Source organism: Collinsella sp. AM43-1 (assembly GCF_003467925.1).
Lineage (GTDB): Bacteria > Actinomycetota > Coriobacteriia > Coriobacteriales > Coriobacteriaceae > Collinsella.
The window spans coordinates 111500-133124 of record NZ_QSFR01000007.1 but is presented as its reverse complement, the minus strand read 5'-3'; the positions used below and the strand labels follow the sequence as shown (position 1 = coordinate 133124).

Below are 21625 nucleotides of genomic sequence, written 5' to 3'. Positions count from 1 at the left end.
AGATATATTGCCAGACCGGAGGGGCGCCGGGGGCGGGAATCTGGGAGCACACATTTCCTACACATATTAAAACCCTGCTTACGTTTGCCAGCCGTTCTCTACCGCTCACCGAGGGCCTCTTTATAGTGAAGCGTCATATGGCTAAAGCTGATAGGCTCCCTTAGCCAAGGCACAGCCGGCATCGAGCAACTCATCGCGCTCCTCCACCGAGAACCCCTCGGCGTATACGCGAACCACCGGTTCGGTCCCGCTGGGGCGGATCAGCAGCCAGGTGTCATCCTCGAATGCCAAACGTAAACCATCCATATGGCTTACAGCCTGCGGCGCCTTGCCGCAAATCGATTTAGGATTCATGCCAGGAAGCAGCGTTCGCAGCGATTCGGCGTCTTCGGCCTCAAGGCGCAAATCGCGACGCCCATAGCTCGTCTTACCAAAACTGGCCTCGAGCTGATCGACCAAAACGCCCAAAGGCGCGCCCGTCTTTGCCATAAGCTCACACAGAATCAGACAAGCAAGGATTCCATCACGCTCAGGCATATGCGCGGCGATGCCGATACCGCCGGCCTCCTCGCCTCCCATGAGGACGCCGCCCTTCTTCATCTCTGCAGCTATATATTTGAAACCGACCGGCTTAACGGTCACACGACAGCCAAGCGCCTCGGCAATGCGACGCACGAGCGTCGAGCACGAGAGATTGACGACGACACGCCCCTCCAAATTGCGGAATTGAACGAGGTCGCCCAAAACAAGCGCCATGATTTGATGCGGATGAATATATCTACCGCGTTCGTCGACCGCACCGATACGGTCGGCATCGCCGTCGGTCACCAGGCCTGCGCACGCCCCGTCCTCGACAACCGCACGCTCGCAAGCGTCCACCCACGGCTCAACAGGGTCGGGGCAAATGTCCTCTTGATCGGACGACTGTCCGGCATGAATCTCGTGCACCTCGACGCCTAGCTCCCGCAGCAGGTCGGCAAGATATCCCTGGGCCGCGCCGCCCATGGGGTCAACTACCACACGCAGGTGAGCGGCTCGAATGGCCTCGGCATCGACAAACGATGCCACCGCCTGCATATAGTCAGGAATAATATCCGCGGTGCGATAGCGTTCCTCGATCCCCATCGGCTCGGGGGCCATAGTCTCTTCGAGCTCTTCGATGACATCCTGATTGGCCGTCGAGCCATCTCCCATGCGCAGCTTAAGGCACAGATACCCCTGCGGATGATGGGATCCCGTCACCATGAGCGCACCGCAGGCCTCGCCGTCATACGCCGCCGCCCACGTAAGGGCGGGGGTCGGAACAGGCCGAGATGCGAGCACTGCGTCCAATCCGTGAGCGGCAAGCACGCCTGCCGCAAGCTCAGCAAACTCGCGCGCCTGCGGCCGGGTGTCGAACCCTATATATACTGTTTTGCCTGGATTGATCTTTTGCCACAACTCGCCGACGGCATCGGCAATGCGGGCAACGTTGTCGACGGTAAAGTCGTCGTCGACGCGGGCGCGCCAACCGTCAGTTCCAAAATGAATTATCGCGCACACGCGCAGACACCTCACAGTGTTTGGATCATGGTACGCATGGGGTATACCCGCAACGCTCGCCCAGCAACCTGCCAAAACCGGCATTCACCATTTGGGCAAATGCTACCGCCGATGTGCAAGCAATAAAAAAACCGCCCCGTATGGAGCGGTTTCGACCTTTATATATCGAGCGCCTCGGCCATCGCTGCCGTAGTGATTGCCGTGGTTCCACAGCAACTGCCCACCATTGCGGCACCGGCATGTCTCCATTCGATGCATGCGCGCGCGAAAGCTTCTGGGTTCTCGTGCCATACGGGGCCATCCTGAGTCTGGACCGGATCGCCCACGTTGGGACGCACCGTGACGGGAGTAGTCGCCGATGCAACCATCCTGGGCACCGCCGCGTTCGCGGCCGCAAGCGAACAGCAATTAACACCAACCGAGTTTGCGCCGTGTTTTTCGGCGTACAAAACGGCTGCCTCGATGTTGAGGCCATCGCCCAACAGGTCGCCTTTATCGTCAACGACAAAACTCACCAGGACAGGCATGCCGTCGGCGGCATCTCGGGCGCCGGCAAGCATAGGCTGCAGATTACGGATAGACGTCACCGTCTCGATCAGCAGACCGTCAACGCCGGCATTGAGCAAGGCGTGCGCCTGTTCGCGCGCAATGCCGCGGATTTCACGATACTCGGCAGAGTCCTCGGCAAACCACTCAATACCGATCGGGCCCATCGAGCCCAGCAGCAGCTGAGGGTGCGCCTGGCGAGCATCGTCGACGGCCCCGCGATTGACCTCCGCCACGGACGGCGCAATCTGGTCGTGCTTGAGGGCATAGCTTGATGCCTGAAAGGTGTTGGTAATGAGCACCTGCGCGCCGGCGGCGACATACAAGCGATGGATACGAGAAACGGTCTGCGGCTCCGCCAGATTCCAAAACGCCGGTGGAATGTCGGCGGCATCGTACTCACTCAACAGAACACTGCCCATGGGGCCCTGCGCCAACAAGGTCTCGCTCGACAAGCGGCGCGTAAGTTCCTCGGCACCAAAGCGGTTGTAATAACTCGTATCCATATATATCCCGCTATTCCTCGACGCTGATTCCCTGCTTTTCGAGATAGGCGAGCCAGCGGCTCATCGTGTCCTCGGATAGCGCATGCTCCATCATGCAGGCCTCGGAATCGGCTCGCTCAAATTCGACACCGAGCTCCTGAACCAAAAACGTGCGGATGAGGCGATGACGGTACCAGATAGCCGTGCCAACCTCGCGGCCGCGATCGGTCAGGATTACCTTGCCATAGTGCGATTGCTCGACAAGCTCGGATGCCTTGAGCGCCGAAACCGCTTTATTGACCGATGCCTTGGAGACGCCAAGGCGCTGCGCGATGTCGACCGATCGCACGCCGTTGGTTTCCCCCTCTTCGCTTTCAATGCGAACCATGCACTCCAAGTAGTCTTCGTTCGCCACCGTCAGATGTAGTTCGCGCGAGCTATTTGTCGTATCCATGATCTTCCGTCCCTTCTGCATTCAATGGCTGATTCTACCCCATCCAAGCGTCGCGGTATGCCGTGGCATACCGTGCTAGAGTTCTTGTTGCACACGACGACCAAGATTGGAGCGATCTTTATGGAAAACACCACCACAAACCCCGATGTCCTCGAGCGCTTTTTGCGCTACGTCCAGATCAACACGCAGTCCGAGGATGCAAACTGCGACCAGGTACCCTCGAGCGCCGTTCAGTTTGATCTTGCCAACGTGCTAGCTGAAGAGCTGCGCGAGCTTGGTGCGGAAGATGCCCACGTGACCGAGCATGCCTATGTCTGCGCGCATATCCCCGCAAGTGCGGGCGCTGAGGACAAGCCCGCCCTGGGCCTGATCGCCCATCTCGACACCACCGAAGTTGCACCGGGCGCCGGCGTGAAGCCGCACATCGTACACTACGAGGGCGGCGACCTGGTCTGCGGCACGGTTGACGGTAAGCCCGTTGCCATGAGCACCGCCAAGCTTCCCGCCCTGAACGACCTCGCGGGTGAGGACCTGGTCTGCAGCGATGGCACCACGCTGCTGGGCGCGGACGACAAGGCAGGCGTCGCCGAGATCATGTCGCTTGTCGCGCGTATCGCTCAGGACCCTTCTCTGCCCCATCCCGCACTCGGCATTTGCTTCTGCCCTGACGAGGAGATCGGCCACGGAGCCGAGCTGCTGGATATCGATACCTTTGGCTGCAAGTACGCCTACACGGTCGACGGCGGCCCCATCGGCGAGCTGGAGTGGGAGTGCTTTAACGCCGCCGAGGCGACCGTCTGCTTTGAGGGCCAGTCCATCCACCCGGGCGACGCCAAGGGCCGTATGGTCAACGCAGGCAATCTGTTCTGCGACTTCAACGCGTTGCTCCCCTACGAGCAGCGTCCGGAATACACCGAGGGCTACGAGGGCTTCTGTCACCTTGAGGGCGTCTCGGCAACGGTCGACCATGCCACGGCGCGCTATATCGTCCGTGATCACGATGCCGCCAAGTTCCAGCAGAAACTCGACCTTATTGATGCCGCCGCCTCGATGCTCAACCAGCGTCTGAGTGAGGAGCGCGTGACAGTCGAGATTAAGCAGCAGTATCGAAATATGGCCGAGATCGTTCGTGACTATCCCGAGCTTATTGATGTTGCCAAGGAAGCCTACCTTGCCTGCGGCGTTGAGCCCCAAGTGCTGCCGATTCGTGGCGGCACCGACGGCGCTCAGCTGTCGTTCCGCGGTCTGCCCTGCCCCAACCTTTCCACCGGCGGCTATTGCTACCACGGCGTCAACGAGTTCGTCCCGGTCAGTTCGCTCGTCAAGATGACCGACGTGCTCCAGGAGCTCGTCGCCCGCTTTGCATAAGCCTGGCTGCACAAGTCCAAAAGACGAATCGCCCCGTCCTCAACCGAGAACGGGGCGATTTTTTGCTGCAATGAGAACAGGTTGACGCACGCCAGCCTCTTAACGCAAGGAGTGTCCCAAACTGCCGGCACAAAAGGAACGTCCCCAAGTGCCGCAAAATGACGACATCCACTCTCGCTTTGTGGGTAGTCATTGGGGAGGTTCTTGTTTGACTAGTCGTTTAAAAACGTCCCCAATGACTACCCAACGACTAGTCCGGACCAAGGCAACGCCGATGTTTTGGCAACGACAGCGAAAACCCGCCAGAGCGAGCAAGGTGCCTTGAAACGAGGCGGCATTGATCTTTTGATCATGCCGCCGAAGTTGAAAGGCAGATTGCCGCTCTGGCGGGTTTGCAGCGTCAACTGGTTACGCGGGCTGGTAAGCCCGCGTAACCCTAATAATTGGCCTCGTAGCCGTTGCCGTCGCCGGTGGGCTCTTCGTAGTAATCGGAACTGTCGCTCGAATCGTCGGAATCGTCAGAGCTGACCGATGAGGTTGCGGTACCGTTTGCGTAGTCGTCAGACGTGTTGTTGCTGAGGTCACCGATCGTAGAGCTGGAACCGTCGGAAAGACCCATGGTGTTGGGACCCTTGGGATCCTTGCCGGCATCGACGCGCTCCATCATTTCCTTGAGCTCGTCCTCGTAGACAAAGACGTAGCTCACACCGTCGATCATGGTGCTGTCGTCGGCGTACGAGGGCAGGTTGGCCGAGTAGATACCGTCGACATCCATACCGCGCATGGCGTTGACCGTAGCCACGATATCCTGAACGCTCATATCGGTTACGAGCATATCGGACAGCGAATTAACCAGGCCAAAGATCTTCGTGGCATCGAAGTTATTGAGAATCTGGTTGGCAAGGGCGCCAAGCACCTGACGCTGGTGGCGCATGCGTGTGTAATCGCCGTCGGCATAGGTGTAGCGGCAGCGGGCATAGGTAAGGGCGGTGGCACCGTCCATATGCTGCTGGCCAGCGGTAATCTTAATATCCAGGTGCTCGGGGTCGTCAACATCATCGGTTGCGTTAATGTCGATACCGCCAACCGAATCAATCAGCGCCTGCATTCCGTCGAAGCTGACCTCGGCATAGTGGGAAATCTGAACACCGCACAGCTCGTTGACCGCCTCGACCATGGCCTCGGCGCCGCCAACGGTATGGCAGGCGTTGATCTTCATGGTCTCGCCCTTGTACTCGACCTTGGTGTCGCGCGGAACGGAAATGAGCGTCGCCTGCTTTTGCGTGGGGTCGATGCGTGCCAGGATAATCGAGTCGGCACGATACGTATCCTCGCCCGGACGGCCGTCGGTGCCAAGAAGCAGCACGTAGAACGGATCCTTTGCCTCATCGGTGTCAACCAGAACCCGACGCAGATTGTCAGTAATGACATTAGAATCGCCGAGCTTGCCCATAATGGTGGCAAACCACAGGCCGGCAGCGGTAGTGGCACTCAGCAGCACGCCAAGCACGACAATGAGCGCGACGTGACGAATCGTGTGGCTACGACGACGTTGGCGAGCGCGCTCGGAATAGCGAGCCACGTTATCGCGACTGTAGATCTTGGCCTGCGCACCAGTTGAGGGTCTTCGGGTGGTGGTATCCGCGAGGGGCTTTTTATTAAACATAGGCAACCTGTATTAGTAGATGACGGGATCGGGGACGGTAGCATGCTCGACATGCGCGCCAAGCGCCTGCAGCTTTTCGACAAACTGCTCGTAGCCGCGCTTGATGTGATGGATAGCCGAAACCTCGGTCGTCCCGTCGGCGATCAAGCCCGCTACGACGAGGGCCGCTCCGCCGCGCAGATCGGGCGAGGTAACCTGTGCACCCGAGAAGCCCTTGACGCCATGAATCATGGCATGATGGCTCTCGATACGAATGTCGGCACCCATACGCACCAGCTCAGAGGCAAACATAAAGCGATTCTCGAAGATGTTTTCGGTAATAACAGAACTGCCGTCGGCAAGGGCGGAGAGCACCATAATCTGCGCCTGCATGTCGGTCGGGAAACCGGGGAACGGAAGCGTCTGGATGTCGACCGGCTTGATACGCTCGGCACGGTTCACATGGACGCCATCCTCGACGCGCTCGCAGTCGATACCCATAAGCTCCATCTTCTTGAGCACCATGCCCAAGTGAATGGGGCAAAAGCCCGTGACATCGACACCGCGATCGTCGGCCATCAACGCACCGGCAACGATAAAGGTACCGGCCTCGATGCGGTCGCCCACCACGCGATGGGTAACGGGATGGAGCTCTTCCACGCCTTCGATAGTCACGACGGGCGTACCAGCGCCAACAATCTTGGCGCCCATCTCGTTGAGCATGTTAGCGAGATCGACGATCTCGGGCTCGCGGGCGGCATTGTCGATAACCGTGGTGCCCTGTGCGCGCACAGAGGCCATGATGAGGTTCTCGGTCGCACCGACGCTGGCGAACTCGAGCGTGACGGTGGTACCGCGCAGACCTTGGGGCGCATTAGCGTTGATGTAACCGTGGGCGGTATCGAACTCAACGCCCAGGGCCTCAAGACCAAGAATGTGCATATCGATCTTGCGAGCACCCAGGTTGCAGCCGCCCGGCATGGCAATTTTGGCGCGATGGAAGCGGCCCAGCAGGGGTCCCATGACGGCGGTGGAAGCGCGCATCTTGGCAACGAGCTCGTAGGGGGCCTCCCATGAATCGACCTGAGAGGTATCAATCTCGAGCGTGTGCTCGTCGAGAACATCGATCGTAGCGCCCATGCCCTTGAGCACCTTGCCCATCACGTGAACATCGGAAATATCGGGCACGTTCTGCAGCGTCGTCTTGCCCGGCGCCAGAAGCGTTGCCGCCATGAGTTTGAGCGCGGAGTTCTTGGCGCCCGAGACGGGCACGGAGCCTCCGATGGCGTGGCCACCCTCAACGCGGATAATATCCAAGGTCTACCCTTTCAAAAAGCATGCCCGGGGTGGCTGGGCCATCCCGGGCATGATGTGTTCGCAAATGGTCGAACGCTAAATCGTTTGACTATTGGGCAAGCTTGAGCTTACACCATGCGATTTCATTATAGAGGTAGGCGCGGCGTGCATCATCCTCCGACAAATTACCCAGCTTCTCTTCAAAACCTTGAATATCAGCTTTAAGCTTGTCGGCATCGACGGTCGCCAAATCGCAAGCGCGCTCGGCGAGAACGGTCACGACATCGTCCGCAACCTGGGCATAGCCGCCGGCCACGGCAAACGTGTGGTCGACAGTGCCCATGGCCTTATCGGAAACGCGAACGTAACCGCGGTCGATCGTGCAGATCTCGCTGGAGTGAGCAGGCAGGACGCCAAACTCGCCATCCGTGGACGGAATCGACACAAACGCAGCGTCGCCCTCATAGGCGCAGCTCACGGGGCACACGATGCGGATACGCATAACCTACTTCTCCCCCATCTTGCGGGCGCGCTCGCGCACGTCCTCAATCGTGGAAGCATAGCGGAAAGCCTGCTCGGGCAGGTCATCGGCCTTGCCGTCGACAATCTCGGCGAAAGAGCGGACGGTATCCTCGACTCGGACGTAGACACCGGGGTTGCCGGTGAACTTCTCGGCGACGTGGAAGGACTGCGAGAGGAACTGCTGAATCTTACGGGCACGGTTGACCGTAAGGCGCTGCTCCTCGGACAGCTCGTCCATACCCAGAATGGCGATGATGTCCTGAAGGTCGGAGTACTCCTGCAGGAGCTCCTGGACCTTGACGGCGACACGGTAGTGCTCCTCGCCAACGATCGAGGGATCGAGAGCGTCGGAGGAAGATGCGAGCGGGTCGATAGCCGGGAACAGGCCGAGCGACGAAATGCTACGCGAAAGAACCGTGGTAGCGTCGAGGTGCGTAAACGTCGTGGCAGGCGCCGGGTCGGTCAGGTCGTCTGCGGGGACGTAGACAGCCTGGACGGAGGTAATGGAGCCCGTCTTGGTCGAGGTAATGCGCTCCTGGAGGTCGCCCATCTCGGTTGCCAGCGTGGGCTGGTAACCAACGGCGGACGGCATACGGCCCAGCAATGCGGAAACCTCGGAACCTGCCTGGGAGAAGCGGAAGATGTTGTCGATGAACAGCAGAACGTCCTGGCCACGATCGCGGAAGTACTCAGCGGTGGTAAGGCCGGCCAGACCGATGCGCAGACGCGCTCCGGGCGGCTCGTTCATCTGACCATAGACCAAGCAGGTCTTGTCGATAACGCCAGACTCGCTCATCTCGAGATAAAGGTCGGTGCCCTCGCGGGTACGCTCGCCGACGCCGGTGAACACCGAGGTGCCGCCGTGCTCCTGGGCGAGGTTGTTGATGAGCTCCTGAATCAGAACGGTCTTGCCGACGCCGGCGCCGCCGAACAGGCCCGTCTTGCCGCCACGGATGTAGGGCTCGAGCAGGTCGACGGCCTTGATGCCGGTCTCGAAAATCTCGGTCTTGGTGGTGAGCTCGTCGAAACGGGGCGCTGCATGATGGATGGGGTAGAACTCCTCCACCTCGGGCATGGGCTTGCCGTCGACGGGCTTGCCCATGACGTTCCAAATACGGCCGAGCGTCTTGGGGCCAACGGGCATCTTCATGGGCTCACCGGTATCGGTGGCGATGAGGCCGCGCTGCAGGCCGTCGGTCGAGGACATGGCGACCGTGCGGACGACGCCGCCCGGAAGCTGGCTCTCGACCTCGAGGATCGTGCTCAGATGACCGATCGGGGTCTCGGCCTCGACCGTGAGCGCGTTGTAGATCGGGGGCACCGCGCCGTCAAACTTGACGTCGACGACAGGGCCGATGATTCGCACGATGCGACCATCACCGGCGGTCGTCTTCTTGGTGGCTTCCTCGACCGCAAGCTTTACGGTGTTATTAGCCATTACTGTTCCTCCAATGCTGAGGCTCCGCCGACGATCTCGTTAATCTCGGTCGTGATCGAAGCCTGGCGCACGCGACTATACGTGCGGGTAAGGGTCGAGATGATCGCGGTGGCGTTTTCCGTCGCGGAGTGCATGGCCTTGCGGCGTGCACCCTGCTCGGCAGCCGCCGAATCGATCAGGGCCTGGTAGATGACCGTCAGGATATAAGACGGCACAAGCTTGCCGAGAACATGCTCGGGAGAGGGCACGAACTCGAACGTGGACGAGATGCGCTTAGGGGCGTCGGTCTCGTTCTTACGCGGACCGTGGGCCATAGCGATCATCTCGGGGTCGAGCGGCAACAGATGCTCAACGCGAAGCTCCTGATCCACGCGGTTCTTTGCGTGGTGGTAGACAAGCTCGACACGGTCAAGCTCACCGGCACGATACGCATCGCAGATATGAGAGGAGATCATGCGGGCCTGATTGAAATCGGGCTCAGAGGAGTTGCCCTCAAAGTGCATGACGACGTTTGCGCGGTCACGGAAATACGTGGCCGGCTTACGCCCGCACGCGATGATCTCGCACTCGATGCCGTCGTTCGCACAAGAAGCGGCGAGCTTTTCGGCCGTGCGCTCCACCGTCGTATTGAAACCGCCGGCAAGGCCGCGGTCCGAGGCAATAACGACAATCAGGCCATGCTTGACGCTCTCATGCTTCTGCAGCATGGGATCGGTGCCCGAACAGGAGGCGTCGCCGGCGACCGTCAACATGACGTCGGTCAGCGCCTCCTTATAGGGCTCGGCCTGCTTGGAGCGATCGAGGGCACGACGGATCTTGGCCGTAGAGACCATCTCCATCGTGCGCGTGATCTGCTTGGTCGTGGTAACCGAGGAGATTCGCTTCTTAATGTCGCGAAGGTTGGCCATGGGGCTTAGTTCTCCTCTGATCCAGAAACATCCGAATGGTGCTTGGCCATGAACTGCTGCTTGAAGTCGCCGATGACACGCAAGAGCTCAGCCTTGGTGTCATCATCGATCTTCTTGGCGCGAACCTTGTCGAGCAGCAAGCCAAAGCCATTGTCCATGTACTCGATGAGCTCGGCACGGAAGGGCAGCACGTCGGCGATCTCCAGGTCATCCAGGAAGCCCTCGTTGCCAGCGAACAGCGTAACGATCTGCTCGCCAACCTCAAACGGCTTGTAACGCGGCTGCTTGAGGAGCTCAGTCATGCGAGCACCGTGGGTAAGCTGCTTTTGCGTGGCCTCGTCGAGGTCGGAGCCGAACTGCGTAAAGCCAGCGAGCTCCTGATAGGAAGCGAGGTCCAGACGGAGGTTGCCGGCGACCTGCTTCATGGCCTTGGTCTGCGCATCGCCACCGACGCGGGACACGGAGATGCCCACGTCGACTGCCGGGCGCTGACCCTGGAAGAAGAGCTCGGACTGCAGGTAGATCTGACCATCGGTAATGGAAATGACGTTGGTCGGAATGTAGGCCGAGACGTCGCCGTCCTGGGTCTCGATGATCGGCAGTGCCGTCATGGAGCCGTAACCGTTCTTCTTGGACATCTTGACGGCACGCTCGAGCAGACGAGAGTGCAGGTAGAAGATGTCGCCAGGATAGGCCTCGCGTCCGGGCGGACGATGCAGCGTCAGCGACATCTGACGGTAGGCCACAGCCTGCTTGGACAGGTCGTCGTAGATGACGAGCACGTGGCCGCCGGGGTTGGTCTCGCTGGCGGGCTTGCCGTCCTCGCCGTTGTACATGAAGAACTCGCCGATAGCGGCACCGGCCATAGGCGCGATGTACTGCATAGGGGCGGAATCGGCAGCGGTGGCCGAAACGATGATGGTGTAGTCGAGCGCACCGTGCTGAGCGAGGGTCTCGCGGATGTTGGCAACCGTGGAGGCCTTCTGGCCGATGGCGACATAGATGCAGACCATGCCCTTGCCGCGCTGGTTGAGGATAGCGTCGATGGCGATGGCGGTCTTGCCGGTCTTACGGTCGCCGATGATGAGCTCGCGCTGACCGCGGCCAATAGGCACCATGGAGTCGATAGCGAGCAGACCGGTCTGAACCGGCTCGCACACCGGGGTACGATCGATGACGCCGGGAGCCTTGAACTCGATGGGGCGACGGTGCGTGGCGACGATGTCGCCCAGGCCGTCGATGGGCTGGCCGAGCGGATTGACGACGCGGCCGAGCATGGCACGGCTCACGGGGATATCCATAATGCGGCCAGTGGTGCGGCACTCGTCGCCTTCCTTGATGGAGTCGACGGCACCGAACAGAACGGCGCCGACCTCGTCACGGTCAAGGTTCTGGGCAAGGCCGAAGACGGTCTCACCGGTATCGGAGCTCTTGAACTCCAGAAGCTCGCCTGCCATGGCGCTCTTGAGGCCGGAGACGCGCGCGATGCCGTCGCCTACCTCGTCGACCGTTGAAACCTCATGCGTATCGACCGTCGCGGAGAGGCTCGTGAGCTGCTCCTGCAGTTTCTTGGCGATATCCTGGGCATTGAGGGTTTCGGACATTAGGCTTCACCTCCGTACGAATTAGCAGAGTTTGCGAGGGTCTCCTGCGCGATGCGCAGCTGCGTCTTGACGGAAATGTCACGACGCTCGCCGCGGGCCTCGAGCACCAGGCCGCCCACGATAGACGGGTCAACCTGCTCGATAAGGAATACCTTGCGACCGAAGTCCTGCTCGCATTTCTTAGTGATGGTTTGACGCAGCTCGTCGTCGAGCGGGATCGCCGTGGTGACGGTCACGCCCACTACATCCTCGTCTTCCTCGGCAACATACTTAAAGGCAGCTGCCACCTTGGGAAGAAGGTCGAGCTGGTCGCGCTTGGACATGGTGTCGAGCACGGCGATGATCTCGGGGCTGGCAGAAGCCAAGCGCTCGATCATCTCGAGGTCCTCGAACACATGGTTCTCGGCCTTAGCGGCTTCCAGAAGGGAGCGCGCGTAGGTCTCGAGCACCTTGTCCTGATAGCGGCTAGTCGGCATTCAGGCTACCTGCTTCCTGGATGTAGCGCTCGATGAGCTTCTTCTGCTCGGCATCGTCCTCGAGTGCCTCGCCCACGATCTTGGTGGCGACGGCAACGGACAGGTCGGCGATGGAGCTCGCGGCACCGGCGTAAATGGACTTGCGCTCGTCCTCGACGGTCGTATGGGCCTTGGCGATGATCTCCTCGGCCTCCTTGTGAGCAGCCTCGATGATACGGGCGCGCTCGGACTCGGCGTCCTTACGGGCCTCGAGAACGATGTCGGCAGCCTGACGACGGGCGTCGGTGACGATCGAGTCGGACTCAGCGCGCTTGGCGATAGCCTCCTGCTTGGTCTTCTCGGCCTCGTCGAGGCTCTCCTCGATCTTCTTGCCGCGCTCCTCCATGGTTTTCATGATGCCCGGCAGGGCGACCTTGGCCAGCACGATCCAGATAATCAGGAAGGCGATAAGCGCCGGGATGAACTCCGCCATCTTAGGGATGAGGATGTCCGCACCGGCAGCGCCGTCCTCGGCGAACGCGGAAACCGGCATGAGCAGCGCGGCCGCGGACGCGGAGAGTGCGATCGCGCTCTTCTGGGATGAAAGATTCATACTTGACGCTCCGTGCTATTTAACGATCAGCGCGACAACGAAGCCGATCAGAGCCAGAGCCTCGCCGAAGGCGGAGCCCATGATGAAGACGGTGAACACGCGGCCCTGGACCTCAGGCTGACGGGCCATAGCACCCGTAGCACCCAGAGCAGACAGGCCGATAGCAAGACCAGCGCCGATAACACCGAGACCGTAACCGATAACTCCCACGATTCCTCCTTTGTCGTGCGTGTCTTATTTCACGCAGGATAACCTTTTTATAACTGCCGGGCTCCATGGGTACGGGCACCGGCGGTTTAACGAATTGCCTTACCTTTAAGGCGCGAACGGAAGGCTACTCCTCCTCTGCGACCTCCTCTGCCTCGGAGACATACACGGCGGTAAGGACCGTGAAGACGTAAGCCTGGATGGCGCCGACCACAAGCTCGATCGCATAGATCAGGATGAGGATGGCAAGCCAGGCCAGCGAAGGCAGGGCGCCGACGGCGTGCGCCGCGGAAACCTGCTGAAGCAGCGGCTGCATGAACATGCTCGCCATGATGGCGAACGAGCCCATGACCACGTGTCCTGCGAACATGTTGCAGAACAGACGGACGGCAAGCGTGATGAGACGCAGGAAGGTCGAGAAAAGCTCGACGACCCACACAAGCACGTTCATCGGGAAGCTTACGCCCTGCGGGGCGAGGCTCTTGACGTAGCCGATCACGCCGTGAGCCTTGCATCCGTAGTAGATGAAATACACGAAGGCGAAGATGGCGAGCGCGGCGGTGGAGCCGATTGCGCCGGTGCCGGGCTTCATTCCCGGAATCAGGCCGATCATGTTATTGATCAGGATGAACAGGAAAAGCGAGCACAGGAACGGGAAGTGCTTCTTCCAGTTCTCACCCACGACGCCCTTGCCGATATCGTTCTCGACGTACTCGATGATGTACTCGAAACCGTTGACGAAGAAGCCCTTGGGGACCAGGGTCTGCTTCTTCTTGAACACGGCCAGGACGATCAGGAGCACGATCGTGGAGACGATCAGCCAAAACGAGTACTGCGTGATGCCGCAGCTCAGATCGCCCACGACAGGGGTGGAGCTGAACTCGCTGACCAGATGATTAATCTCATCAGGCAGCTTTTCAAAAATTTCCACGACTTACCTTTCGACCTCATGAGGATCTCGCAGCGCCTTGGCGACGCGAACCGCGCAGGCGGCCATAAAGGCCACGAAGCCGATCGCCTCGCCCAGGAGGAACATGCGAAATGCCTCTCCGAACAACACAAACACAACCAAGGTAAAGACGAGAAGGGCGATTGCCGAGACCGCCAGACTCACCATACCCTTGAGCATGTCCGCATTCTGTTTATCGTCAAGAACCGGCTTGAGCGTAAAGACAAAGGGAAGGAAGGCAATTGCGCCCGCGATGGCGCCTGCAACGATAGCGAGCAGATCGGCTATCTGAAACACTGGCGTCCTCACTTTCCTTTTTAACGCTTCACAGAACAGTTCCCGCCAAACATTGGTGACTATTGTACGAGCCAATCGCTAAAGTACAACCGAAAAAGCATCGGTTAATACGCACCTGTTCGTTTTCTTAAGACCTTCTTTATGCCGCAGGTACGGTAATACGTTTTTCTCGAACCCTGCAGGGCAAAACGTCCGTTAACAGAAGTGCGCGCGGTCGCCTTTTGTTCGTCCGCGCGCACCGTTTCTTCGTATTTGCAGCCGCGGCCGTTTAGCCCAGCGACTAGAGCGTGCCGTAGATGCGGTCGCCGGCGTCGCCGAGGCCGGGAACGATGTAGGCAGCCTCGTTGAGATGGTCGTCGATGGCGCAGGTATAGATATGTACATCGGGATCCTTCTCGGTCAGCGACTTGAGGCCCTCGGGGGCCGCGACGATGCACAGCATGCGGATGTCCTTGACACCGCGCCCGCGCAGGTAGCTGATGGCCATCTCGGCCGAACCGCCCGTGGCGAGCATGGGGTCGACGACCAGGCAGATGCGCTGGTCGATATCCTTGGGCATCTTGCAGTAATACTCGTGCGGCTCGTGGGTGACCTCGTCGCGCTCCATGCCGATGTGGCCCACGCGAGCGGAGGGCACCAGGTCGAGGATGCCGTCGACCATGCCAAGGCCCGCACGCAGGATGGGCACGATGGCGAGTTTCTTGCCGGCGAGCTGCTTAAACGTTGCGGTGGTGATAGGGGTCTCGACCTCGACGTCTTCCATAGGCAGGTCGCGCATGGCCTCGTAGCCGTCAAAAAGCGCGAGTTCGCGCACGAGCTGACGGAACTGGTTGGTGCCGGTGTTTTTGTCGCGCAGGATCGACAGCTTGTGCTGGACGAGCGGGTGATCGACAAGCGTCACACGGGACGCATCGTAGGTGACGGTCATGGGTTGATTGCCCCTTTCGTTGCGGCCGCAAAACGGCCTTGCTGACAAGGCGCGCAGCAATGTTGCCGCCGCACGCCATGCATTAGTTTAGCGGTTTGTTGTATCGAGCAGCCCATCGCAGCCCTACTGTGAGGTGCTGAGCGAGCGCCTGACTGCATCACGCCAGCCCGCAAGGTTTTGCTCGCGGCGCTCGGCGGACATGTGGGGAAGGAAGGTCCTAACGATCTGGGCATTTTGCTCCAGCTCTTCCAGGTCTTCCCAATAGCCGACGGCAAGACCCGCCAAGTACGCGGCACCGATTGCCGTGGTCTCCACCGTCTCGCATTGCAGCACGGGGATATCCAGCAGGTCGGCCTGGAATTGCATGATGAACTCGTTGCGCGAGGCACCGCCATCGACAGACAGGCGCTCAATCGAAAGCCCCACGTCCTGCTCCATGGCGCGCAGCACGTCGTAGCTCTGATATGCCATGGATTCGCAGGCGGCACGTACGATGGTCGCACGGCTCGAGGCGCCGGTCAGACCGCACACGATACCGCGAGCATGCGGGTCCCACCAGGGAGCACCCAAACCCGCAAAGGCCGGAACGAAGTAGCAGCCCTCGTTGTCGCTAATCGAAGCGGCGAGTTGTGCCGACTCGCTCACGCTCGAGATGATGCCCATGTTGTTGCGAAGCCAGTTCATGGTGGAACCGGCAGCAAAGATGGAGCCCTCGAGCGCATAGCTGATCTTCCCGTTCGCAGCGATACCGATGGTGGAGACCAGACCGTTCTTGGATTCGACGATCTCGTCGCCGGTGTTCATGAGCATAAAGCAACCCGTGCCATAGGTGTTTTTGGTCTGGCCGGGACGGAAACAGCAGTGGCCGAACAGCGACGCCTGTTGGTCACCCGCCACGCCCATGATGGGCGGCATGTTGGTCATGATGTCGCTCGCGACGCGGCCGTAGTCGCCCGAGCTCCAGCGAACCTCGGGCATCATGGAACGTGGAACGTCAAAGAGTGCCAGCAGGTCGTCGTCCCAATCGAGCGTATGGATATTAAAGAGTGCCGTGCGGCTGGCATTGGTGTAGTCGGTGGCAAAGACCTGGCCGCCGGTGAGGTTGTAGATGAGCCAGGTGTCGATGGTGCCAAACATGAGGTCGCCCGCCGCCGCGCTTTCGCGTGCGCCGTCGACGTTGTCGAGAATCCACTGCACCTTGGAGGCCGAGAAATACGGGTCGAGCGTGAGTCCCGTGCGGGAGCGCACCAGCCCTTCTGCGCCCTGCTCGACAAGCTCGTCGATCAAAGGTGCGGTACGGCGGCACTGCCATACGATAGCGTTATAGATCGGCTGACCGCTCACGCGATCCCAGACCACCGTGGTCTCGCGCTGGTTGGAGATGCCGATGGCAGCAATGCGGTCGGAGTGGATACCGCTCTTAAACTGGACTTCCATCATGACGGCGATCTGGCTAGCAAGGACCGCCATGGGGTCTTGCTCCACCCAGCCGGGACGCGGGAAGCTGGTTTTGACGCTGCGACGTGCCTGCGCGACGATGCATCCGTACTCGTCGACGATGGTCGCAAGTACCGAGGTGGTGCCGCAGTCGAGCGCCATGATGTAGGAACCGCCAAAGTCAAACGAGGCATCTTCCATGCCCAGGCTGCCCAGATTCAACGACATCGCTTACACCTTTCTATTGCATCGGGTCGGACAGGACCCGTTCGATCTCTGATGCGGGAAGTGCGCCTTGGCGCAGGATCTGGAGCTCGCCGTGCTGAAACGACACGATGGTCGAGGCGTCGCGACACGGGGTCTCACCGGCGTCGACGGCAACATCGACCCCCTCCAGGATGCGACCCTCCACCGTGATAAAACTTGCCGGCGCGGGCGCGCCATGCGTGTTGGCGCTGGTGCAGGCAAGGGGGCTGCCACAGGCGCGAATGAGCGCCTGCACCACGGGCGAGGCCGAAGCGCGAAGTGCCACCGTGTCGTCGGCAGCGCGCATAAAGGTCGGCACGCAGGGGGCTGCCTTGACCACGATAGTCAGGGCTCCCGGCCAGCATCGTCGCGCGAGTATGCGGGCATCTTCCGGGATATCCACGCCATAGCGGTCGAGTGCTTCGACGCCATCGACCAGCCAAGCGACGGTTTGCGTGAGTTCACGTTGCTTGAGAGTGAAGATACGGCGATAGCCGGTGCCGAGCGCAGGAACTGCGGCGCCATTGACGGCAGCCTGCGGATCGCGCGGCCACGATGGGAATTCGCTTGTATCTTGGGGCACGGCGTCCGAGAAGGCGTTGACTGCCACGGCGACACCGTAGACGGTCTCGGTCGGGATCAAAGCCAGGCCGCCGCGGCCGAGCACCTCGGCCGTGCGCTCGACGGCAAGCCGATGCGGCTCGCGCGTTCCCTCGTATACCCGATAGACCGTCTGCATGTGTATGCCAGCCCCTTACGCTCTGGTGCAAGTTTGTTTACTGTGGGGCATTCTCGCACGAAACGTTCAACCTATTTGCCCAGAGCGCATGTTGGTTTGGTGAGCGGCTATTGTAGTCGGTGAAAGTGAGGGGTTATTGGACGGCTACGAACTTCTTTGGCCTGCCGGCGTGGCGTTCTTGGGCGGCGTAGCGCTCGATGCTGTCTATCGTTATCATCCGACGGCCGTCGACGAGTTCAACATCGAGCTTTCCGGCTTTGACCAGCGCGGTAATCCGCGGAGCGGAGACTTTGAGGTCCAGCGCTGCGTCTTTAAATGTTCGGCACGCCGCTTCCCGAGCGTCCTCGTGGTCGATTTCGACTGAAAGGGCCACGACCTCGGCCGAGCGTTCGTACCCTGCCGGAGTCAAACCGTTGTTGAGGTCGTCGGCCAAAAACGCCATCAGTGCCTCGGTAGCATGGGCAATCGCTTCTTCGCGCGTATCGCCATCGGCAAAGGCGCCGGGAATCTGCGGGAAGCTAGCGCAGTAACCGTCGTCTTCTTTTATGAGAACGCAGTCATAGGTAAATAGCTGCCTCATTTTGCCTCCAACTACCATCCAGCTTGGCGACGAATACTTGCCCACGTGCCCTTCTTTGGTCGATCACCACCAGAGCCGTTCACGGTGACAACACGGTCACCAGAAACATACTTAGCATGACTACCGACTTGCGCGACCTTCACGAATCCATCGTGCTTGAGTAGGGCAATGATTTCCCGAAAGGTAGGAGGTTGCATGGGCCGACCTCTTTCAGCCGTCCTAATTATAAACTAATTTATAATTTTTGCTAACCAGTTAATAAATATTACTGGCGCTGCTTGGGCTCGGTGACGATGGCTCGGACGATGCGGGGGCGATCGGTAAGGTCATGGACGATACGCACGTCCGAAAGGCCTGCCTGGCGACAGAGCTCGGCCGCGGCATCGAGGGTACCCTCGTAGAGCTCGCAGGCAAACAGGCCGCCGGCGCGCAGCATGTAAGGCGCCGCGTTGAGCAGGCGGCGGAAGATATCGAGGCCGTCGGCGCCGCCCTCGAGCGCCAGGTCGGGCTCAAAGTCCTTGACCTCGTGCGGCAGCGAGCGCATGACGTCGGTCGGGATGTAAGGTGGGTTGGAGACGAGCACATCAAAGGTGCCCCACTCTTCGCGGGGAATGGAACTCACCAGGTTGGTGAGGCTAAAGGCAACCTCATCTGCCGTGAGGCCGAGGGTGTCGCGGTTTTTGGTGGCCAGATCGATGGCGCGCGACTCGATATCGGTGGCGGTGCAGGTAACGTGGCCGCGGCGCTCCCAGGCAAGGGAGAGCGAAATGCAGCCCGTGCCGCAGCCGACCTCGAGAACGCGGGCAGTGCGGGGCTCGGCTGGGGCAGGCGCAGCGGCATCCTGAGCTGAAACCGTCTCCTGGTCGGCACCCTCGATGGCGACGCCGTATTCGTCGAGCTCGGACTCGGCGGCTTCCGCGGCTTCGGCTTCTGCTGCCTGCGCGGCGGCTTCCTCGGCCTCGCGATCGGCCAGTTCCTCGGCATAGGCACGGCTGCCCAGTACGTCGCCGCCTAGCGCCGCCTCATCGGCAGCCGTCAGATTAGCGGCACGGCGCTCGGCAGTCGCCCGTTCGTCTGCCAGCGCGGCCTCGGCCTTGCGTGCCTCCTCGACCTCATCGTTCCAAGGCAGCTCAACACGCTGACGGGCAGCAGCCTCGGGGCTCAGCACCTCGGCATCCAGATAATTGAGGACTTCCTCGACGAGCATCTCGGTTTCGGGGCGCGGAATGAGCACACCGGGAGCGCACGCGACGTCAATCATGCGAAACTGCGTGCTGCCGGTGATGTACTGCAGCGGCTCGCCTTTGGCGCGACGAACGACGGCCGCATGCATGGTCTCGAGCTGGGCCGCGTTAAGCGTCTCGTCCATACGCATATATAGGTCAATGCGCGCCAGGCCCGTGGCGGCGCACAGCAGCCACTCGGCGGAAAGACGGGGATGCTCCTCGCCGCGCTCGGCCAGGTACTCCTTGGTCCACTCGAGACAACGCTTGATGGTCCAGATCTCGTTTGCCATGGGGCCCTCCCCTCTTAAGCGCCGGGCGGCGCGCGAATGTCGGAGCAGATTGTAAGCGAGGCCAGCGCTTGGCAAGGGACGATTGAAGGCGATTATCGAGAATCAGCCCAGAATTTTGCTTGGAGCCTGCCTAGAGTGTTCATTCGTCGACGTCTAAATCTGCATCCGTCAAGCTTTTGGCAAGGTTGCCCCAAAACTGACCAATATCTAACCAAGAACTTGCCAAATCACTTGACGCGCGACCCATCAAAAATCGCCCCGCGACTTCTTGGACAATTTTTCGAGCAATATTTTCGATAGCAGATATATGCCGTCAATTACCTTAAGCAGGTAAGCAGCTCAAATGCCATAACAGCCGACTGAATAACATCTCAAAGCAATGTCCCCAATGACTCCCTACGGATCATTTGACAACCAAGGAAACGCCGATGTTTTGGCAATGCCAGCGAGCGACGTCCAGAGCGAACAAGTTGGCATGAAAAAGGCAAGGCATAGACCTTCTGGTCATGCCTTGCCTTTTGAATGACAAATTGTCGCTCTGGACGGCGCGCAGCGTCGGCTGGTCCGCCGTTCGGTAGAACGGCGGAACTTAGACTGCCTGTGCCAGCTTCTCGGCACGCTCGGCGGCGGCGAGCGCCTCGATGACGGTGCCGAGCTGGTCACCCAGGAGGACGCCATTGTAGGTGGAGTTGAAACCGATGCGGTGATCGGTCACGCGGTCCTGGGGCTGGTTGTAGGTACGGATCTTCTCGGAACGGTTGCCGTGGCCGATCTGGCTCTGGCGCTCAGCACCGAGCTCTGCCTGCTGCTTCTCGAGCTCCATCTCGTACAGACGGGCGCGCAGCATCTGCATGCAGACTTCGCGGTTCTGGATCTGGGAGCGCTGTTCCTGCGACTGCACCACGGTGTTGGTGGGCAGGTGGGTGATGCGCACGGCGGAGTAGGTGGTGTTAACGCACTGACCGCCAGGGCCGGAGGCACAGTAGGTATCGATGCGCAGGTCGGACTGGTTGATCTGGACGTCGATCTCCTCGGCTTCGGGAAGTACGGCGACGGTCGCCGTGGAGGTCTGGATACGGCCCTGGGACTCGGTCTTGGGAACGCGCTGGACGCGGTGCACGCCGGACTCGAACTTCATGACGGAGTAGACGCGGTCGCCCTCGACCTTGAACTCGATGGACTTAAAGCCGCCGGCCTCGCTGGGGCTGGAGTCGAGCACGGTGGTCTTCCAGCCGCGCGACTCGCAAAAGCGCTGGTACATCTTGTACAGGTCGCCGGCGAAGATGGCCGCCTCGTCGCCACCGGCGGCGGAGCGGATCTCGACGATGGTGTTCTTGTCGTCGTTGGGGTCGCTCGGGATGAGCATGTACTTGATATCTTCCTCGAGCTGGGGAAGCTTGTCCTCGTTCTCGGAGATGTCCATCTGGAGCATCTCTTTCTCATCGGCATCGGTGGTGTCGCGGAGCATCTCCTTGGCAGCCTCGATATCGTCGAGCGCGCTGATGTACTCGCGCGAAGCGGCAATGAGGTCGGACTGGTGCGCGTACTCCTTGTTGAGACGCGTGAACTCCTTGATGTCGGAGGCGACGGCCGGGTCGGAAAGCTTCTTCTCGAGCTCCTCGTAGGCCTTGATGATCTTTTCGAGCTTGTCGCGCATGGCGGGACTCCTTTATATGCGTGAAGGTGAAAATCGGCAGAGTTGATGGGGCGCGCGGCGCCACTGCGGGGGTAAGCCCGGCTAGAACATGTCGATCTTCAGATACATGCGCATCCCTTCGCGTATGGGGTACATAGTTGCGGTCTAACCCATACATGATAGCGTGCACAGGCAAACCTGCATATAACCCGCA

22 protein-coding genes are annotated in these 21625 nt (G+C 60.2%); 1 reads left to right on the top strand and 21 read right to left on the bottom strand.

Features of this window, described 5'->3' with window-relative positions; translation table 11 throughout:
• Nucleotides 1-141 precede the first annotated feature (141 nt).
• From DW925_RS04920 to DW925_RS04910, 3 genes are all read right to left on the bottom strand, one after another.
• Nucleotides 142-1542 carry a phosphoglucomutase/phosphomannomutase family protein gene (locus tag DW925_RS04920; RefSeq protein WP_117758466.1) on the bottom strand — a complete coding sequence of 467 codons (1401 nt, stop codon included), beginning with the start codon at nt 1540-1542 and terminating at the stop codon, nt 142-144.
• Nucleotides 1543-1700: 158 nt separating this feature from the next.
• Nucleotides 1701-2594 carry a homocysteine S-methyltransferase family protein gene (locus tag DW925_RS04915; protein WP_035138801.1) on the bottom strand — a complete coding sequence of 298 codons (894 nt, stop codon included), beginning with the start codon at nt 2592-2594 and terminating at the stop codon, nt 1701-1703.
• A gap of 10 nt (nt 2595-2604) precedes the next feature.
• Complete coding sequence (locus tag DW925_RS04910; protein ID WP_040359600.1) at nt 2605-3027, bottom strand: metal-dependent transcriptional regulator; 423 nt, start codon at nt 3025-3027, stop codon at nt 2605-2607.
• 120 nt (nt 3028-3147) lie between these two features.
• On the opposite strand from DW925_RS04910, the gene pepT reads away from it, so the two are divergent.
• Nucleotides 3148-4395: a peptidase T gene (pepT, locus tag DW925_RS04905; RefSeq protein ID WP_117736597.1), complete on the top strand. Its 1248-nt coding sequence runs from the start codon at nt 3148-3150 to the stop codon at nt 4393-4395.
• 436 nt (nt 4396-4831) lie between these two features.
• Here pepT and DW925_RS04900 read toward each other — a convergent pair whose 3' ends face one another.
• The 18 genes from DW925_RS04900 to prfA form a co-directional block, all read right to left on the bottom strand.
• Nucleotides 4832-6061, bottom strand: coding sequence for an LCP family protein (locus DW925_RS04900; protein WP_055252480.1), 1230 nt, complete (start codon nt 6059-6061; stop codon nt 4832-4834).
• A 12-nt stretch (nt 6062-6073) separates the two neighbouring features.
• Nucleotides 6074-7357: a UDP-N-acetylglucosamine 1-carboxyvinyltransferase gene (gene murA, locus DW925_RS04895; protein WP_035138796.1), complete on the bottom strand. Its 1284-nt coding sequence runs from the start codon at nt 7355-7357 to the stop codon at nt 6074-6076.
• Nucleotides 7358-7445: 88 nt separating this feature from the next.
• Nucleotides 7446-7838, bottom strand: a complete 393-nt coding sequence (gene atpC, locus DW925_RS04890; RefSeq protein ID WP_006235718.1) for an ATP synthase F1 subunit epsilon — start codon at nt 7836-7838, stop codon at nt 7446-7448.
• A gap of 3 nt (nt 7839-7841) precedes the next feature.
• The gene (gene atpD / locus DW925_RS04885; RefSeq protein WP_055286334.1) at nt 7842-9296 is read right to left on the bottom strand and encodes a F0F1 ATP synthase subunit beta; all 1455 of its coding nucleotides are present in this window, start codon (nt 9294-9296) and stop codon (nt 7842-7844) included.
• The gene (gene atpG / locus DW925_RS04880) at nt 9296-10204 is read right to left on the bottom strand and encodes an ATP synthase F1 subunit gamma (protein ID WP_117790505.1); all 909 of its coding nucleotides are present in this window, start codon (nt 10202-10204) and stop codon (nt 9296-9298) included. The genes atpD and atpG overlap by 1 nt, the downstream gene beginning before the upstream one ends.
• A gap of 5 nt (nt 10205-10209) precedes the next feature.
• The gene (gene atpA, locus DW925_RS04875; RefSeq protein WP_117641017.1) at nt 10210-11808 is read right to left on the bottom strand and encodes a F0F1 ATP synthase subunit alpha; all 1599 of its coding nucleotides are present in this window, start codon (nt 11806-11808) and stop codon (nt 10210-10212) included.
• Nucleotides 11808-12284 carry a FoF1 ATP synthase subunit delta gene (locus tag DW925_RS04870; RefSeq protein WP_006235713.1) on the bottom strand — a complete coding sequence of 159 codons (477 nt, stop codon included), beginning with the start codon at nt 12282-12284 and terminating at the stop codon, nt 11808-11810. The genes atpA and DW925_RS04870 overlap by 1 nt, the downstream gene beginning before the upstream one ends.
• On the bottom strand, nt 12274-12876 hold the full coding sequence (gene atpF / locus DW925_RS04865; protein WP_006235712.1) for a F0F1 ATP synthase subunit B: 603 nt from the start codon (nt 12874-12876) through the stop codon (nt 12274-12276). The genes DW925_RS04870 and atpF overlap by 11 nt, the downstream gene beginning before the upstream one ends.
• Before the next feature lie 15 nt (nt 12877-12891).
• A complete protein-coding gene (locus DW925_RS04860) occupies nt 12892-13086 on the bottom strand; it encodes an ATP synthase subunit C (protein ID WP_022094262.1) in 195 nt (64 codons plus the stop codon).
• Between the two features lie 124 nt (nt 13087-13210).
• Complete coding sequence (atpB, locus tag DW925_RS04855; protein WP_117790504.1) at nt 13211-14014, bottom strand: F0F1 ATP synthase subunit A; 804 nt, start codon at nt 14012-14014, stop codon at nt 13211-13213.
• Nucleotides 14015-14017: 3 nt separating this feature from the next.
• Entirely contained in the window at nt 14018-14329 is a 312-nt protein-coding gene (locus tag DW925_RS04850; protein ID WP_035138788.1) for a hypothetical protein, read from the bottom strand.
• A 280-nt stretch (nt 14330-14609) separates the two neighbouring features.
• Nucleotides 14610-15257: a uracil phosphoribosyltransferase gene (upp, locus tag DW925_RS04845; RefSeq protein WP_035138786.1), complete on the bottom strand. Its 648-nt coding sequence runs from the start codon at nt 15255-15257 to the stop codon at nt 14610-14612.
• Nucleotides 15258-15380: 123 nt separating this feature from the next.
• A complete protein-coding gene (gene glpK / locus DW925_RS04840; RefSeq protein ID WP_117790503.1) occupies nt 15381-16922 on the bottom strand; it encodes a glycerol kinase GlpK in 1542 nt (513 codons plus the stop codon).
• A gap of 13 nt (nt 16923-16935) precedes the next feature.
• Nucleotides 16936-17679: an L-threonylcarbamoyladenylate synthase gene (locus tag DW925_RS04835; protein WP_089573104.1), complete on the bottom strand. Its 744-nt coding sequence runs from the start codon at nt 17677-17679 to the stop codon at nt 16936-16938.
• 133 nt (nt 17680-17812) lie between these two features.
• Complete coding sequence (locus DW925_RS04830) at nt 17813-18304, bottom strand: type II toxin-antitoxin system HicB family antitoxin (RefSeq protein WP_147349513.1); 492 nt, start codon at nt 18302-18304, stop codon at nt 17813-17815.
• Nucleotides 18271-18456, bottom strand: coding sequence for a type II toxin-antitoxin system HicA family toxin (locus tag DW925_RS10360; protein ID WP_089573106.1), 186 nt, complete (start codon nt 18454-18456; stop codon nt 18271-18273). The genes DW925_RS04830 and DW925_RS10360 overlap by 34 nt, the downstream gene beginning before the upstream one ends.
• Before the next feature lie 68 nt (nt 18457-18524).
• Complete coding sequence (locus DW925_RS04820) at nt 18525-19775, bottom strand: HemK/PrmC family methyltransferase (RefSeq protein ID WP_117637673.1); 1251 nt, start codon at nt 19773-19775, stop codon at nt 18525-18527.
• 589 nt (nt 19776-20364) lie between these two features.
• Nucleotides 20365-21432 (bottom strand): peptide chain release factor 1, encoded by a 1068-nt coding sequence (gene prfA, locus DW925_RS04815; RefSeq protein ID WP_117790501.1) that lies wholly within the window; start codon nt 21430-21432, stop codon nt 20365-20367.
• Between the last annotated feature and the right edge of the window lie 193 nt (nt 21433-21625).